The organism is Paenilisteria riparia FSL S10-1204 (assembly GCF_000525995.1).
GTDB classification, from domain to species: domain Bacteria; phylum Bacillota; class Bacilli; order Lactobacillales; family Listeriaceae; genus Listeria_A; species Listeria_A riparia.
Map to the genome: position 1 here is coordinate 1 of NZ_AODL01000037.1, position 16588 is coordinate 16588.

General features: G+C 42.9%; 15 protein-coding genes. 10 read left to right on the top strand and 5 right to left on the bottom strand.

The features are described 5' to 3' along the window. The 4 genes from PRIP_RS16510 to PRIP_RS15010 all read right to left on the bottom strand — a co-directional run. A partial coding sequence (locus PRIP_RS16510; protein WP_479494825.1) for a carbohydrate binding domain-containing protein occupies nt 1-1002 on the bottom strand: 1002 nt, incomplete at its 3' end. Nucleotides 1003-1377: 375 nt separating this feature from the next. Continuing rightward, nucleotides 1378-2700 carry a hemolysin family protein gene (locus tag PRIP_RS15000; RefSeq protein ID WP_036102222.1) on the bottom strand — a complete coding sequence of 441 codons (1323 nt, stop codon included), beginning with the start codon at nt 2698-2700 and terminating at the stop codon, nt 1378-1380. 269 nt (nt 2701-2969) lie between these two features. Beyond that, entirely contained in the window at nt 2970-3848 is an 879-nt protein-coding gene (locus tag PRIP_RS15005) for a cation diffusion facilitator family transporter (protein ID WP_036102223.1), read from the bottom strand. A gap of 78 nt (nt 3849-3926) precedes the next feature. Then, nucleotides 3927-4346, bottom strand: a complete 420-nt coding sequence (locus PRIP_RS15010; RefSeq protein WP_036102224.1) for an arsenate-mycothiol transferase ArsC — start codon at nt 4344-4346, stop codon at nt 3927-3929. A gap of 361 nt (nt 4347-4707) precedes the next feature. On the opposite strand from PRIP_RS15010, the gene PRIP_RS15015 reads away from it, so the two are divergent. The 4 genes from PRIP_RS15015 to PRIP_RS15030 all read left to right on the top strand — a co-directional run bounded on the left by PRIP_RS15015 (nt 4708) and on the right by PRIP_RS15030 (nt 9959). Then, nucleotides 4708-6846, top strand: coding sequence for a transglycosylase domain-containing protein (locus PRIP_RS15015; protein ID WP_036102226.1), 2139 nt, complete (start codon nt 4708-4710; stop codon nt 6844-6846). Nucleotides 6847-6937: 91 nt separating this feature from the next. Continuing rightward, nucleotides 6938-8299, top strand: coding sequence for a class II fumarate hydratase (fumC, locus tag PRIP_RS15020; protein WP_036102227.1), 1362 nt, complete (start codon nt 6938-6940; stop codon nt 8297-8299). A gap of 100 nt (nt 8300-8399) precedes the next feature. Then, the gene (locus PRIP_RS15025; protein WP_052008978.1) at nt 8400-9533 is read left to right on the top strand and encodes a DUF445 domain-containing protein; all 1134 of its coding nucleotides are present in this window, start codon (nt 8400-8402) and stop codon (nt 9531-9533) included. 72 nt (nt 9534-9605) lie between these two features. After that, nucleotides 9606-9959, top strand: coding sequence for a YlbF/YmcA family competence regulator (locus PRIP_RS15030; RefSeq protein WP_036102228.1), 354 nt, complete (start codon nt 9606-9608; stop codon nt 9957-9959). A 42-nt stretch (nt 9960-10001) separates the two neighbouring features. Here PRIP_RS15030 and PRIP_RS15035 read toward each other — a convergent pair whose 3' ends face one another. After that, nucleotides 10002-10445, bottom strand: coding sequence for an NUDIX domain-containing protein (locus PRIP_RS15035; RefSeq protein ID WP_052008979.1), 444 nt, complete (start codon nt 10443-10445; stop codon nt 10002-10004). A 167-nt stretch (nt 10446-10612) separates the two neighbouring features. Here PRIP_RS15035 and PRIP_RS15040 point away from each other — a divergent pair, with 167 nt between their 5' ends. The 6 genes from PRIP_RS15040 (at nt 10613) to PRIP_RS15060 (ending at nt 16586) form a co-directional block, all read left to right on the top strand. Beyond that, a complete protein-coding gene (locus PRIP_RS15040) occupies nt 10613-11503 on the top strand; it encodes a metallophosphoesterase family protein (protein ID WP_052008980.1) in 891 nt (296 codons plus the stop codon). 8 nt (nt 11504-11511) lie between these two features. Further along, on the top strand, nt 11512-11850 hold the full coding sequence (locus tag PRIP_RS16515) for a hypothetical protein (protein ID WP_149023854.1): 339 nt from the start codon (nt 11512-11514) through the stop codon (nt 11848-11850). Beyond that, the gene (locus PRIP_RS15045) at nt 11847-14654 is read left to right on the top strand and encodes an ATP-binding protein (RefSeq protein ID WP_036102229.1); all 2808 of its coding nucleotides are present in this window, start codon (nt 11847-11849) and stop codon (nt 14652-14654) included. The genes PRIP_RS16515 and PRIP_RS15045 overlap by 4 nt, the downstream gene beginning before the upstream one ends. Nucleotides 14655-14705: 51 nt before the next feature. Further along, nucleotides 14706-15644, top strand: coding sequence for a 3'-5' exoribonuclease YhaM (gene yhaM / locus PRIP_RS15050; protein ID WP_036083197.1), 939 nt, complete (start codon nt 14706-14708; stop codon nt 15642-15644). Between the two features lie 245 nt (nt 15645-15889). Beyond that, nucleotides 15890-16333, top strand: a complete 444-nt coding sequence (locus PRIP_RS15055) for a hypothetical protein (RefSeq protein ID WP_036102230.1) — start codon at nt 15890-15892, stop codon at nt 16331-16333. Beyond that, nucleotides 16305-16586 carry an ABC-2 family transporter protein gene (locus PRIP_RS15060; protein WP_052008982.1) on the top strand — a complete coding sequence of 94 codons (282 nt, stop codon included), beginning with the start codon at nt 16305-16307 and terminating at the stop codon, nt 16584-16586. Before PRIP_RS15055 ends, PRIP_RS15060 begins: the two co-directional genes overlap by 29 nt. Nucleotides 16587-16588: the final 2 nt, after the last annotated feature.

Here is a 16588-nt window from a genome sequence, read left to right on the forward strand (position 1 = left end):
TTCGTTAGAATAGTTTGTGTATGTTGTATCTGTGTAGCCTTTGTCTTGATGTGTCACAGTTGCTTGGATAGACAAGTTGTCCGTTATTGTTTGCCCACCGAGAGTTACGTTGACTGTTTTTGTGGCATCCTTGGCAATATTGTCTAGCGGTATACTTAAAATGCGTGACGCACTATCATAATTTCCAATGACTTGCGAGCCATTTATCGTCACTGTCCCAGTCATTGTCATGCCTTCGGGAATTGGGATTTGCAAAGTCGAAGCTTGAGACTCCATTCCGCCTTCATTTTTGACTTGAAATTGGTAAATGCCTGTCTTATTTTGTTTAACTGTGGCTGGACCAGTTGCTGCTACGGTTAAAAAGGATTGCGATGTTAGAATCACGTTATCTAGTAAGTTTCCTGCTGATGGACTGCCATCTGAGGATGAGATAGATTGAAATATAAAACGTGTCGATGTCTGTCCAGCTGGCACAATATATCTTCCAGAATATGTTTGCCAAGCGTTATTTCCTGTTGTCATCGTTGCTTGTTGCGTCAAAGTCCCATTGGGTGCACCAAACTTTACTGCCGCTGTATCTACACCGTATCGACCTCTGTGCGAAGCTTGCCATCTAATCGTTGTCCCAGGCGTCGTTGTAATATCTTGATATACGGCTGCTACTTGATAGCCATTCAGCTCGATATACTGCTTCCCATCGGCGGGTGGGGTGATTAAACTTGTTTGAAATTCTATTTGATTATCTGTTGAAGTTGTCTTCCAACCAGGAATTTGCGAAGTAAGAAATGCTTGCCAAGGTCCCACTACAGTTGGATTTTCGAAGCTTCCGTTAATAATATTTACAACACTCATTGGAGGCTTTGGTGAAACTGCGGTAAGCGTAGATGCAGCATGAGCTGTTGATTTCGACTCGAAATGGAGCCAATCATCAATGGCACTCGGCAGAGGTGAGAGAGTCAATGTAACTATAAGACTTAGCTTTAAGAAAATACCTCTTTTCATCCCGTTCTCCTCCATTCGAAAATAGTAGTAATTTTTTTGAATGGCAACAGTATACACCTGAATCGTAATTCGTGCTTTTGTATGGGTAAGTAATGAGAAATATATAAATAGATTTTTAGGTCACTAGTAGTATATTCGCCTTCCTAATTATGGGGTTATATGTATATATTCTTTAAAAATCAAGACTTTATGTATAATTTATGAACAATGAAAAAAACAAAAGATTTTTGAAAATGGTACTCTACTAGTACGGAATTAGAAAGATAGGCTAGTAAAAGCCGATTTTGCAAAAATCGGGTTGGAAATGAAGTATAAGGATTTTATTCATGTTTAGCGCACAAAAAAGCCGCGCGTATATGCACGGCGGCCTTGAATCTATTCTTCAACTGTTTCTTTCTTCTTCACTTTCTTGAAAACTTCAATATAAGAAATGTGATGTGGCTCTGCTTCTTTGACGCGGAAGACGTAGCCGTTGTTCTCGATTTCGTCACCAACTTCGACTTCGTAGTTATGTGTTAGGAACCAGCCGCCAATTGTGTCGACTTCTTCCTCTTCGATGTCAGTGCCGAGCATATTGTTCACTTGGTCGATTAAGACTTTTGCATCAATGATGAAGTGGCCGTCTTTGATTTTGCGGATTTCTGGGATTTCGTCGGCATCGAATTCGTCGCGAATATCACCAACGATTTCTTCCACGATGTCCTCAACGGTTACAAGCCCCGAAGTACCACCATATTCGTCAAGCAAAATAGCGATATGCGAACGTTCGCGCTGCATCCGAATTAGCAATTCTTTAATCGGAATGGTCTCAATGACACGAATAATCGGTTTTACGTAAGGGTCGATACTAAATTGTGGGTCAGAACCGTTCTCTACATAGGCAGAGAGAATTTCTTTCAAGTTCAGCACGCCGATGATATGATCTTTGTCGCCTTCGATAACGGGATAACGCGTGTAGCGCTCGTTTTTCATGATATCAGAAAGATCTGCAATTGTGCCGCCTGTATCTACTGTGACAATCTCAGTACGTGGAATCATAACTTCTTTAGCCATCCGCTCGTCAAAATCGAATATCTTGTTTACATAGCTAAATTCAGATTGATTAATTTCACCGCTTTTAAAACTTTCGCCAACAATGATACGCAATTCTTCTTCGGTATGTGCAATTTCATGGTCAGACGCCGGTTCTAGCCCGAAAAGTTTCGCAATAACAACGGCGGATTCGTTTAGTAACCAAATGAATGGAAACATAACTTTATAGAAAATGTGAAGCGGGCGGGCAACAGATAACGCGACAGCTTCTGTTTTGTCGATGGCAAGTGTTTTAGGCACAAGCTCACCAACAACAACGTGTAAAAATGTAATTAAAATAAACGCAATGGTAAAGGAAAGTACCGATGTAATCGAGCTGGGCAAATCAAAAAATGCAAAAAGCGGATGAAGTGCGGCTTCGACTGTGGATTCCCCTAACCAACCAAGTCCCAGTGAACTAATCGTGATACCTAACTGACAGGCAGAAAGATATGCATTTAGATGGTTGTAAATGTGTTTGGCTAGATTGGCACGTTTATTACCCTCTGTAATCAGCTGATCCAGACGGCTCGGACGCATTTTCACGATAGCAAATTCGGTTGCTACGAAAAAAGCGGAAATTGCAATAAGTAAAGCAATAATTAAAAATTTAGTGGTTAATATCAATGATTGGCCACTTCTGATACAGCCTCAGAAATGGCGAACACCTCCTATTTAGGTTTAAAGTTATGTTGCTTTTGTGTGAGCTTTCAAGAGGTTAGCCACTTGGTAAGGTAACACGAGAGCAACGGTTGCGTTATATAATTGTGTACAAATGAGATGATTAGTTTGTCTGCCCCACTATGTTTTTCCCTCCCAACAAATGTTTGAATATACTTAATCTAAATTATAATTCAAATGGAGGAATAAGACAAGGTATAAAGGTGATTTGGAAATTATTGTTTATCTTCAAAATATGGTTCAATATGGACGAGCGTATAGGCGTTGGGATAGGTGGCACGAATGGCTGTTTCAATTTTTTCTGTGATGGCATGACTTTCGGCAACATTCAGGTCTGCTTTTACTGAAATGGTAGCGTCAATCCAAATGCGATTACCATTCATTCGTGCCTTGATATCCAATACTTGATGCACCTGTGGGACATTGGCGATTATCGTGTGAATCGCTTGAATTTTACCGATATCAAAACCGTCTGTTAATGTATGCGCAGCGTCATAAAAAATTTTCCAAGCGGTGTAAATAATAAGCAAACCAACGAGTAGCGCAGTGACATTATCTAGCCAAGCCAGCCCAACAACAGCACCAGTGATCCCAATAAATGTACCAAAACTAACATAAGCATCTGAACGATTATCGTAAGCCGCTGCCTTCACCGCTTGACTGTCTACTTTTTTTGCGAGGCTATTGTTAATTAAGTAAACAATGTACATCACAGTTCCAGAAAAAAGAGCGACGCCAGCGGTAAGCATTGATGGCGTAGCAAATTCTTGATTCCAAAATGCGATAATGGCTTGCCACACAACCTCAATCCCAACGAGAAACATGATAAAAGAAGCGATTAGTGAACTTATTGTTTCTGTTCGGCGATGTCCATAAAGATGATCTTCATCCGGTGGAATCCGCGAAATTTTGAGCCCAATCAGCAGAGCCACCGATGCAACAATATCTGTCGTATTATTTAAGCCATCCGCTTGCAAAGCATCCGAGTTTCCGAGTGTTCCAATGACAATTTTTAAAACTGCTAAAAAAATATAAGTGATAATGCTAAGCCAAGCGCCGCGTTCGCCTCTTCGTAAGTCATCATAGTTCTCCATGTTGTTTTCACCTCTTTTATAATAAAAATCTCGCTAGCAAGACGCATAAAAAACACGTTCGCTAGTGAGATACGTAAGCTATAGCAATACTTTCTCTAAACCTTTGACCGATGTAGCTATATTATCACAAACTTCCTGATAATGCGCCCATTTTACCAATTCCTCGGTACTTTGTTCAGGGTCTTTAATGTCCCAATACATGATTTTATCTGTTAATTCTGCAGGGAATCTAGGGGCAAGTTCGGAGGCAGAATCATAAATGGTTACAATTAAATCGGCCTCGTTTAATAGCTGTTGGCTAGGGGTTACGGAGATTGTTGCAGGTGGTTCCATCGCATACTCGTGAAGCGCATCGGCAACCAATGGTGAGATTTCTTTGTGACACCAAGAGCCGCTGATAAACTGAGCATCTTTAATGGCTAACTTCTTCGCCCAAGCTTCAGCCATAGAACTGCGAATATGTTTCTGCGATAAAAAGTAAATAAGTCTTTTCTTCATGCTCCTACTCCTTTCTTGCTTCGTTAGACTGAAAAAAATGCACACCCCATACGCGTTATTTTTATCTGTCTAAAAAAAGCAGGTAATAACGCCCTTGTGTAGAAACGGCGATGTATATACGATTTATTCATTTGGCCTTTCCCGTTAACACTAGGTAAATACCCCTTCTCTCTATACAAAAACCTCATTTTAAAAAATTAAATTAAAAAGCCGTAAATAATGTTACAAAATTGTGTATAATAATATCAGGAAAAATAAAATCGGTCTAAAGTTGGTGGCGGAAATAAGACTTTTACCGTAAAATGTGTGTATACAACAGTGTATTACTGACAAAATTATTGTAGAAAGTTAGGAGATATGCGTGGACAAGAAGAACAATACAATCTTAACCTATTTAAAAAGCTTCCTTCTGTTTATTATGAAGTGGCTGGGGGTCGGTTGGAATAAGTTCCGCCGTTTTTGGAAAAATAAGCATATCGGTAAAATAATTATACTTGCCGGCTTGGTTTTTATACTTTTCTTCATTGTATATTTAGTCATTGTGGCGAAATCAGCTGACATCGATGCTTTAAAAAAGGGAATTGAAACAAAGACAGTTATTTATGATAAGGATAATGATAAAGCGGGTGAGCTTTCTTCTTCGGGTGCTACATTTGTAAGCATCAAAGACATGTCCCCTAATCTGCAAAATGCTGTCATTTCAGTTGAAGATAAACGTTTTTACGAACATGGTGGTTTTGACGTGAAAGGTATTGCCCGCTCTGTATGGGGACTTGCTACGACTGGCGGCATCACGGGTGGAGGTAGTACAATCACACAGCAGGTAGCAAAGAATGCACTGCTGACCCAAGATCAGACTTTTACGCGAAAGGCTAAAGAGTTGTTTATGGCGCGAGAAATTGAGCGAACGTACTCGAAAGATGAGATTTTAGAGATGTATTTAAACACCTCTTATTTCGGAAATAACGAGTGGGGTGTTGAGAATGCGTCGAAGAAATATTTCGGGAAGAGTGCCTCAGAGCTGAGTATCCCGCAGGCAGCAACCATCGCGGGGCTTTTGCAAGCACCATCTGCCTACGATCCTTATTCCCATGCCGAGAAAGCAATAAATAGACGCAATATCGTACTGGGTGCGATGTACACAAACGGCAAAATAACGAAGGACCAATTAAAAGAATATCAAGCATCAAAAATGGTATTAACGGATAAATCCGATGATCCAGATAATTATCATTATCCTTGGTATACAGATGCAGTTATCAATGAAGCGTTGCAAGAGACTGATTTGACGCAAGATGACATCATGAAACAAGGGTACCAAATTTATACGGAACTCGATCAGAATTATCAAGCAGCATTAGAAAGTACATTTGAAAATGATAGCTTATTCCCATCTAATGCCGCAGATGGAACGCTCGTTCAAGGTGGTGCGGTCTTGATGGACCCAGCATCAGGCGGCGTTCGCGCACTAGTTGGCGGTCGCGGCAAACACGTTTTCCGAGGTTTTAACCGTGCAACTCAAATGAAAGCACAACCAGGTTCAACGATGAAACCGTTAGCGACCTATGTTCCAGCACTAGAAGCAGGCTGGAAAGTGGACGACATGCTAAAAGACGAGAAGAAAACATACGACAAATATACACCGACAAATGTTGGTGGCGTGTATCGTGGAGAAGTTCCAATGTACACGGCTGTAGCGAAATCAATTAATGCACCAGCTGTTTGGTTACTCGACCAAATTGGTTTACAAAAAGGTGTGGATTCCGTTAAGCGTTTTGGTATCCAACTGACAAAAGAAGATGAGTATCTAGGCTTAACACTAGGTGGCTTACATGAAGGTGTTTCTCCGTTAGACATGGCTACTGCTTACGCCACATTTGCAAATGATGGCAAGAAACCTGAATCACATATCATCCGCAAAATCGTAGATCCAACAGGTAAGGTAGTCTACGAAAATGAAGCATCAACAAAGCAAATCATCTCGAAAAAAGTGTCTACAGATATGACATCGATGCTAATTGATGTTATTAATAGTGGTGGTACAGGCGCGAACGCTGGTGTTTCTGGCTACGAAATGGCTGGTAAGACTGGTTCTACGCAAGTACCTTTTACGACGGATGGCACAAAAGATCAATGGTTTGTTGGTTATACACCAGACTTAGTCGGTTCTGTCTGGATTGGTTTTGATAAAACAGATGAGAAACATTATTTAAAAACAACGAGTTCTGATGGTGTCGCTTCACTTGCGCATTACGTGATGAAGAGCGGATTGAAATATCAAAAACCAGTAGATTTCGGAACAAAGAGCGCATCTGCTAAGACCGAAGAGAAGAAACAAGAAGACAACGCGATTGAACAAGCTGGCGATTTCTGGGGCTCATTGAAAGACTCAGCGAAAGGCGCTGGTGAGACAATCAAAAAGGGTGCTGACAAAGTGAAAGAAGTTGGCGGTCAGATTGCAGATGGGTTTAATAATTTATTGGATTCGTTTGGCAGGTAAGAATTAGAAAGGCTTGAGGCAGATTGTTGCTTCGAGCCTTTTTTGCTGGTAATCTTATATAAGTGAATACATAGTTGAAGGGGGAGTAATGATGGAGAGAATGGAACGAGATACGATTGGTGAGATTGCAGTTCCTGGGGACAAATTCTGGGGTGCACAAACAGAGCGGAGTAGACAGAATTTCAAAATTGGTGAGGAGAAAATGCCACGGGAAATTATTAAAGCGTTTGCTAGATTGAAAAAGGCGACGGCACGGAGCAATGCTGATTTAGGAAAGCTTGCGCAGGATAAGGCAGAGGCGATTGCGGCTGTGTGTGACCGTATTGTGACGGGAGAACTGGACGCGCATTTTCCGCTTGTGGTTTGGCAAACGGGGAGCGGGACGCAGTCGAATATGAACGTGAATGAGGTCGTTGCGTTTGTGGCGGACGCGAATGTGCATCCGAATGATGATGTGAATATGTCGCAAAGTTCGAATGATACGTTTCCGACAGCGATGCATATTGCGGCGTATGAGGTTATTGTAGAAGACTTGATGCCGGAATTGGTGGAGATGCGACGGGTACTTGTGGAGAAGAAGGAGAAATATTGGCGGATGGTGAAAATTGGCCGGACGCACTTGCAGGATGCCACACCTTTGACGTTAGGGCAGGAAATTAGCGGTTGGGAAAGTATGATTCGGCACGCGGAGAAATTTATTTTGGACAGTAGTGATAATTTGTTGGAACTGGCGATTGGTGGAACCGCGGTAGGTACGGGGTTGAATGCGACGGCGGACTTTGGCGAGCGGGTAGCGAAGCACCTAGAGACAGATACGGGATATGCGTTTCGTTCGGCGGAGAACAAGTTTTATGCGTTGACAAGCCATGGGGAACTTAATTTTGTGCACGGGGCACTGCGTTCTCTGGCTGCTGATTTGATGAAAATAGCGAATGATGTGCGATTTTTGGCAAGTGGGCCAAGAAGTGGGATTGGTGAATTGACGATTCCTGCAAATGAGCCGGGAAGTTCGATTATGCCTGGAAAGGTGAATCCGACGCAATGTGAGGCGTTAACGATGGTTGCGGCGCAAGTGATGGGCAATGATACGACGATAAATGTGGCGGCGAGCCAAGGAAATTTTGAATTGAATGTGTATAAGCCTGTGATTATTTATAATTTCTTACAGTCGGTGCGTTTGCTTGCGGATGGGATGCGGTCGTTCCGGATACATTGTTTGGAAGGCTTGGAAGCGAATGAGGATGCGATGCAAGAGCTGGTGGATCGTTCGCTGATGTTAGTAACTGCGCTGAACCCGCATATTGGCTATGAGAAAGCGGCTAAAATTGCGAAGACGGCATTTGCGGAAGATTTGTCGTTGAAAGAAGCGGCGATTCGTTCGGGGTTTGTGACGGCAGAGCAATTTGAGGCATGGATTGATCCTTTAGCGATGACGAATTTAGATGCTAAATAAGGTTCATACTTTAGGCTGAAATTCGGCTAGAAGCATTGTGTAATGCGGAGAAATGCCGTATGATGAATAGCACAATATGAAATATAGAAGGTGACCTTTTTTGGCAGGCTGGATGACGATTTTATTTATGGTAATTGTAGGTGCTTTTATCGGTGCAGCGACGAATTTTATTGCGATTCGGATGCTTTTTCGCCCGTTTAAAGCGAAATATATTGGCAAATGGCGCGTGCCGTTTACACCAGGTGTGATTCCGAAGCGCCGCGAAGAACTGGCTGAGAAAATTGGAGAAGTGGTTGCGAAGCATTTGCTGACGAATGAAGCGGTGCAGGCGAAGTTGTCTGAGGAAACCTTACGCGACGAGTTAATTGACACGGCGAACGACATGGTTCGTGAGAAATTAGCGATTGAAACAACGCCAAACGAGCTTTTGACAAAATGGGACATGAAGGATTTTGGTGATCAAGTTCATGAGAAATTCGCAACGGTTTTGCAAGGCCAGCTTGAACAATTTTTTGCAAAGCGGAATGGGCAGCCAGTGAAAATGGTCTTGCCAGAAGTCGTGAATCAAGAATTGGCTCGTAAAATTCCCGCAATGGCGAACCAAACATTGCAGAAAATTGCTTTTTTTACAGCAAGTGATGCTGGAAAATTGCAAATCAAATTGATGATTGAGCGGATTTTGGCGGAACATGGCAAGGTCGGCGGTATGGTTGGTTTATTTTTAAACAATGATACGTTTGTGATGCGGATGCAAAAGGAAGTCGTGAAGTTCATCGGAAAGCCTGAGACGGAGGCGGTTTTGACAGGATTGGTTATTTCGGAGTGGCAACAGTTTTCGGAGCGGTCGTTAGTAGATGTGGTGCCACCTGAAAAACAAGCGAAGTTCACGGAACAGGTTGTGGCAGAAGTGGTTCGGACTGTGCAACTGGAGAAATGGATGGATACACCGATTCAGGACTGGATACGCCAGTATGAGAAAGATATTTTGACCAAAGTTGTGCCGTTTTTGGTGGATGCTGTATTGAATTTTGCGAAGGAACATAGCGCGGATATTATGAAGCGGCTAGAAATTGGCAAGATGGTGCAGCATCAGATTGAGGCGTTTTCATTAGAGGAAGTGGAGCAGATTGTGCTGGATATTTCGGGCAAGGAATTGAAAATGATTACGTATCTTGGTGGTTTTTTAGGTGGTTTTATCGGGATATTGCAAGGAGTTATCGCTATTTTGTTTTAACCTTTGCCCTCGTTCTCAAAATTTGATATAGTGAGGGTGGAAGAAAATTTCGTACATTTGGAGGAACAATAAATGACTGTGAATATTTATGACATTGCAAACGATTTAGAAAGAGGGATTCGTGACACAGAACAATTCACGAATTTAAAACAAGCATACGCGGATGTAAATGCTGATCCAGAAGCAAAAACGAAATTTGATCGTTTCCGTAATGTGCAAGTAACAATCCAAGAAAAGCAAATGACTGGCCAAGAAATCGACCAAGAAACAATTGATTTGGCGCAAGAAGTTGCAGAAGAAGTACAAAGCAATAAAGCGATTGTTAATTTAATGGACAAAGAGCAAGCGATGAGCGTTATTATCAATGATTTGAATCGCATTATCATGACACCGCTACAAGAGCTTTACGATATTAAAGAAGACTAATCAGGAAAAAGCGCTAGATGAAGAGGGAATTCCCTACTTTGTCTAGCGCTTTTCTTTTGCTAAAATCTCGATTGCTTTTAGAGCCGCTGGTGTTGCATTCTTTTCAGTAAGAAGGTGCTTAGGAACCCACTGGAAATCGCGTTTCGTATCTGGTTCGGTTTGGAAAATGAGTGGCACGGCTTTTTCTGCCGCGAAGTCAACGTGCATGTAGAAAAGTGCCGTGATATGTTGCAAAATGCGTTTATCTAAAAAAGGATAGCCGACAAGAAAATCGTAGACGCCAAGGTTGGCCGTGATGTCTGGTTTGCCACCGATTTCTGCGATATTGCGCTTGAGGCAATCCATGAGTGTTTCGTCATCTAATAGTTTTCCTCCGGGTAAGTCCCATTTTTGTTGGTATGGTTCGGTTTTGCGTTGAATCATTAGTAATTTGCCGTTGTCTTCTGCAACGCCGTAAACACCGAAGCTGCGGTGCCAATTGCCCATGAGTATGACCTCCTAATTTTTGCTGTTATGTTTAGAATAGCATGTTTTGCTACATAATTGGAGGTTTTTTTGAAAATTTGTTCTTTTTGAAAGGGAAATCGTTGTGTTGCAGGGGCTTTCGAGGTATAATAGAACGTATATTCGTAATTTAAGGAGGGCTATACGTGATGAGAGAGGTTCGGTTTGTACATATGGCTGATTTGCATTTGGATAGCCCGTTTTTAGGGTTGCGTCATTTGCCGGATTCGGTGTTTGAGAAGTTGAAGAACAGTACATTTGTTTCTTTGGCGCGGGGAATAGATGTGGCGATTCGTGAGGCTGTTGATTTTGTGCTTATTGCTGGAGATATATATGATGAGGAAGACCAAAGTATTAAGGCTCAGGCGCGATTTTATAAAGAGATGGAGCGTTTGAATCAGGCTGGAATTCCGGTTTATATGATTCATGGAAATCATGATTATGTGGCGAAGTATCGGGATCGATTGCAGTTGCCTGAGAATGTGACGGTTTTTGATACGATGCTTGAAATGTATACGTTTGTGAGTCAGTCGGGCGTTCGCGTGAATCTGTATGGATTTAGTTACGGGGAACGGCATATTCGGGAAGCGATGTATCAGCAGTATAAGCGTCAAGGGGATGCAGATTTTCATATTGGCTTGTTACATGGTTCAGAGATGACGGGGAATGCGATGCAAGATGTGTATGCGCCGTTTAAGGTTAGCGATATGAAGCAGATGGATTATTGGGCTTTGGGACATATTCATTTACGACAAGTGTTGACAGAGGAGCCCATGATTTATTTCCCGGGAAATATTCAAGGAAGGCATCGTAAGGAGACTGGTGATAAGGGTCTGACGCTTGTGACATTACGGGAGACTGGAGCGGAATTGACGTTTGTCGAGACAGCGCCAATTATTTGGGAAGAAGTGATACTTGAAATCAGTGAGGACTTGGATTTTTCGAAGTTGTTTCAGTTGTCTTTGCATGCTGTGAAGGAAGCGGCGCGTATGGATAAGTCCGTGTTGCTTGGTTTGCATTTAGTGGCGCATGTGCCTTAAGTCTTGATGTGAAGCAGCGGATTGATAGTGGTGAATGGCTGGACATGTTGCAAGAGACGTGGATGGATGAGGCGAATTTTGTTTGGGTGACACGAGTTTCTTATGAGGCGCCTTTGCAGAATATGGATTGGTTGGCTTCTTCTGGTTTGGAGAACGAGTGGGAGCTTGCGAAGGGGTTGCTGAAGCAAGAAGAGGTGTTTTACCAAGCAACGGAGAGTTTGGTGGCAAATGGTGCGGCGAATCGCTTTTTGGAGGATTTGGAAGAGGCGGAACGTGAGGCGCTAGTTGAGGAGTCGGCGGAGTTACTGGAAAATATGCTGGAGCAGTTTAGAGGAGACCTCAAATGAGAATTAGTGGATTAGAAATTATCGGATATGGTAGATGGGAAAACAAGAAAATAACGGATTTGCATGATTTTCAATTGATTTTTGGGCAAAACGAGGCTGGGAAATCCACGATTATGGCATTTATTCATAGTATTTTATTTGGGTTTCCGACGAAGCAGCAGAGCTTGCCGAGGATGGAGCCGAAGAATAAAGGAGCGTATGGCGGCAAGCTAGAGTTGCAAGATGATGTGCGTGGGAAAGTGGTTGTGGAACGTCTTCGTGGAAAGGCAACGGGAGATGTGACGGTTTATTTTGAGGATGGTTCGACTGGCGCAGAGAGTGATTTGGAAGAATTGCTGGGTGGAATGGATCGAGCGCGTTTTCAGTCGATTTTTTCTTTTGATATTCATGGGTTGCAAAATGTGCAGAATTTGAAGGAAGTGGATTTTGAACGATATTTGTTAGCGACGGGGACGATTGGTTCGGATGTGTTGATTCGAGCGGAAGAGCGGTTGCAGAAACGCTTGGATGAATTGTTTAAGCCGAGTGGGAAGAATCCACAATTGAATAAGCAGTTGCAAGTGGTGAAGCAGGCATTTGCGACGTATCAAGACGGGAAGCAGCATAACCAGCAATATTTGCGAATTGTGGAGGATTTGGAGAAGGCAAAGCAAGGTGTGACAGATAATCTGGCGCAACGGCAGGAATTGCAGTTGGCGGTGGAATTCGGAGAGACTTTGCTTAAAGTTTGGCCGGTGTATGAGGAATGGCGCTTTTTGCAGGGACAGATAGAGCAGCTTGGAAGTTTGGCGTTTCCAGCGAATGGGATTGCGCGTTTGGAACATTTAGAGGCTCGCGAGAAGGAACTAGATGCGCAACTGATACAGTGGCAGGAACGCTTAATGCAATTGATGGAGCAACAAAGAGCGAGTGAATTTTGGAGTGACACGGATGCTGAGAGTGTAGACGCATTGCTTGAGACTTGGCCGCTTTTCCAGGAATGGCAGGAGCGATTGGCAGTGCTTGATAAAGAGATGCTTTATTTAGAAGACAAGGAGGCTAAACAGTTTGCAATGCTCGATGCTGTGAAGGTGATTCCTGAGGATGAGACGATTTTGGCGATGCGATTGGATGCTTCTGTGGATCAGGGGTTAGCGAAATTACAGCAGGAGGCAAAGGAACAAGCGCAGCAGTTGGCGAGTGAGGAGCAGGATCTTGCTTGGAAGAAACGTGAATTGGCGCAGTATCAAGAACAGTGTGAGGATTTGGAGCGGGATTTGTGGCCTTCGGCGAAATATCAGCAGGTGCAAAGGCAGGTGGAAGGACGGAATACGGGAGTGAAAGCGCCGATTCCAGTGGTGGCGTTGATGGGAACAGTGGCCTTTGTGCTGGTGCTTATTGTTGCTGGTTTTATGCAAAATGTGATTTTGTATGGATTAGCGGGATTGTTATTGATTGGTGCGATTCTTGCTTGGGTTGGCTTTGTTCGTTCGAAGGGGATGCAGAGTTCGACTGATCCGCTGGAGGTTGCGGCTTTCCTTGAACAGAAACAGGCACGTGCTGCGCTTAAGAAGAACTATGACAAAATGGATGATTTGGCGTTTCAAGTGGAGACTTTGGAGCAAAATCGGATACGATTACGTCAAAATCATGCGGGACTTGAGACGGAATGGCAAACGTATCGCGAGTTATTTGTTTTGCCGCAGGATTTTCCGAGTGAGCGTTTGGAGAGTGCGTTGTTTGCTTGGCGTGAAATTCAGCAAGTGCTGGAGAGCAAGCAGAAGGTCTGGCGGGATGTGCAAGTTTTGCGTCATAAGATGACGGATTGGAGCACGCGATTGGATGACTTGGTGGAGCGGTTAGGTATGGAATTGCTTGCGGAGGATGAACAGATTGCAACGCTTAAAATGAAGCAGCGGGCGCGAAAGAATTTTGTGGCGGAATTTGCGAAGTCGCAGGAGAAAGAGGAACAGTTGCGGAATCAAGTGGCGATTTTGGAACGGGAGAAGGCTGTTCTTGTGAAGGAACGGGCGGATTTGTTGGAAGTCGCGAATGCTGCGGATACGGAGTCTTTTCGAAAGAAAGGGATGCAAGTAGAAGAGCAGCGAGCTTGGCAGGAGCGGGTTGTGTTGCTTCGGGCGCAGTTGTCGGATGGGCATCTGGAGGCGCTTCGTGATGTGTCGCAAGAGGCGGATATTAGTGCTGGCGTGTTGGAGAAAAGGAATCGGTTGCGGGCGCTAGATGCGGAGTTAGATGGGTATCGCAAGACGATTGCGGAGAAAGAGCTGGCACGCGAGACGTTGGAGGAGGGTCAAAGCTTCTCGGACCGGATGCAACATTATTATTTGGAACGCGAAGTTTTTCAGGATATGGCGAAGGAATGGATGCGTGTGAAGCTTGCTAAAGAGATGGTGGGCACGATTATGCGCAAGTTGCAGGAAGAGAAGTTGCCGAAAGTGTTGGCGCGCGCGACGCATTTCTTTCAGATGTTATCGAAGAAGAACTATGTGCAGGTGCGGTTTGCGGAGAATCGGCTGCAGGTGGAAAGGCGAGATGGTTTGCGGTTTTTCCCAGAAGAGTTGAGTCAGGCGACGAAGGAACAATTGTATTTGGCGATTCGGTTTGCGATGATTCAGATGTTGCACGGGACGCAGCGTTTGCCGATTATTATTGATGATAGTTTTGTGAATTTTGATGAGGAGCGATTGGAGGAAATTATGTTATTGTTGCAGGAAATTAGACATGAAAATCAGGTGTTATTTTTTACGTGTCATAAGCAACTTAGTAAATATTTTTCCAAGGAAGCGCAACACATGCTATACTAAAGGAGAAGTTTGAAAGCCAATATTGGATCAGAGAAAGTAGGCGATACGAAGATGGACAAGAAGTTGTTGGATTATGAAGTTGGTGAAGGACTGGATTTGTTTCTGCTAATTAAGTCTAGCACGAGAGGGATTGCGAGTAACGGCAAACCGTTCTTATCGTTGGTATTGCAGGATAAATCGGGTGAATTGGAAGCGAAATTATGGGATATTTCGGATAGCGATGAGGAAAGTTATGCAAGCCAAAATATCGTCAATATTGTTGGCGAAGTACAGAATTATCGTGGTAGAAAGCAATTGAAAATTCGTCAAATTAGACAGTCAACGGGAATTGATGGTGTGAGTATCGGTCAATTTATGGAGACTGCGCCGATTGATAAGAATGAGATGAGCGAAGAGATTACACAATATATTTTCGAGATGCAAAATGCGAATTTACAACGGATTACGCGTTCTCTTTTGAAGAAATATCAGGATGCATTTTTCGATTATCCAGCGGCTGTGCGCCACCATCATGAGTTTGTTTCAGGGCTTAGTTTCCATGTTGTGTCGATGTTGCGACTTGCGAAGGCGATTGCAGATTTATATCCAACCGTGAATCGTGATTTGTTGTACGCGGGTGTTATTTTACATGACCTTGGAAAAGTGATTGAGCTATCAGGCCCGATTTCGACTACATATACATTGGAGGGCAACTTGATTGGGCATATTTCGATTGTAGTGGAAGAAGTGAGCAAGATGGCGGATGAGCTTGGAATTGATGGGGAAGAAGTGGTGATACTAAAACACGTGCTTTTGAGCCATCATGGGAAAGGTGAATGGGGGAGCCCGAAACCACCGCTTGTGCGTGAAGCGGAAATTTTGCATCAGATTGATTTGATGGATGCGACGATGAATATGATGGATAAAGCGCTTCGTCATACGAAACCGGGCGAATTTACCGAGCGCGTGTTTGGACTTGATAATCGTGCGTTTTATAATCCGAAGTTTTAATTTAGTGTAAGAGCATTTTTTATGTTAAAATGATATTCCCCTAAAGTTGGAGTAGTGATTCTAATTTTAGGGGTGTTTCTATCTGCTGAGAATGAAGCGAGCTTCTAGGGATGGGGTGCAAATGACATTGAATGTGGTAAAATCGTATTTTTTGCTGCGAACAAAGGTGATTTTAAGTTACAGAATGACAGCGCTTTCTGGTTTTGTGACGCAGATTATTTTTGCGTTGTTTAAAATTTTTTATTATGTATGCTTTTATTGCGTCAAATCCAACTGATTCGCCAATGACACTCGGTGCGACGATAACATACATATGGATTACGCAAATCTTTTTTTCGATTATTCCTTGGAATGTGAACTGGGATGAAATGAATGCGATTACTTCGGGAAATATTGTGTACGAGCTAGCGAAGCCGATTGATTTATTTCCGTTGTTTTTCTCAAAAACGCTAGCTTGGCGATTTGGTTCAAGCATTGTTCGGGTTGTGCCGATTGTGTTGTTTAATCTTATTGTTTTTCCGATGTTTGGTTTTCAAGAGTATGCGCTGAAAATACCTGATGGGAAGTATGTTTTGTTCTTTTTGTGTAGTATATTTTTGGCGTATATATTGAGCAGTATGATTACGGTGTTTCTGTATTCTATCACGCTGTACACGATTGATGCGTCTAATTTTCTTCGGGATTATTAATTCTGTTGCTTTTGTGCTTTCAGGGACAATAATTCCACTTGGTTTCTTTCCAGAAATATTTCAAAAAATCCTTATCTTGCAGCCATTTAAAGGTATTATTGATACGCCAGCGATGATTTTTACGCAGCAATACACGAATTTGCAAAGTTTGGGATTTATGTTGCTACAAGTTGCTTGGATTGTTATTTTTTATTTTGTGAATGAGCTTGTTTTTAAAATTGGAATAAAGAAAATCGAGATTCAAGGAGGCTAGCT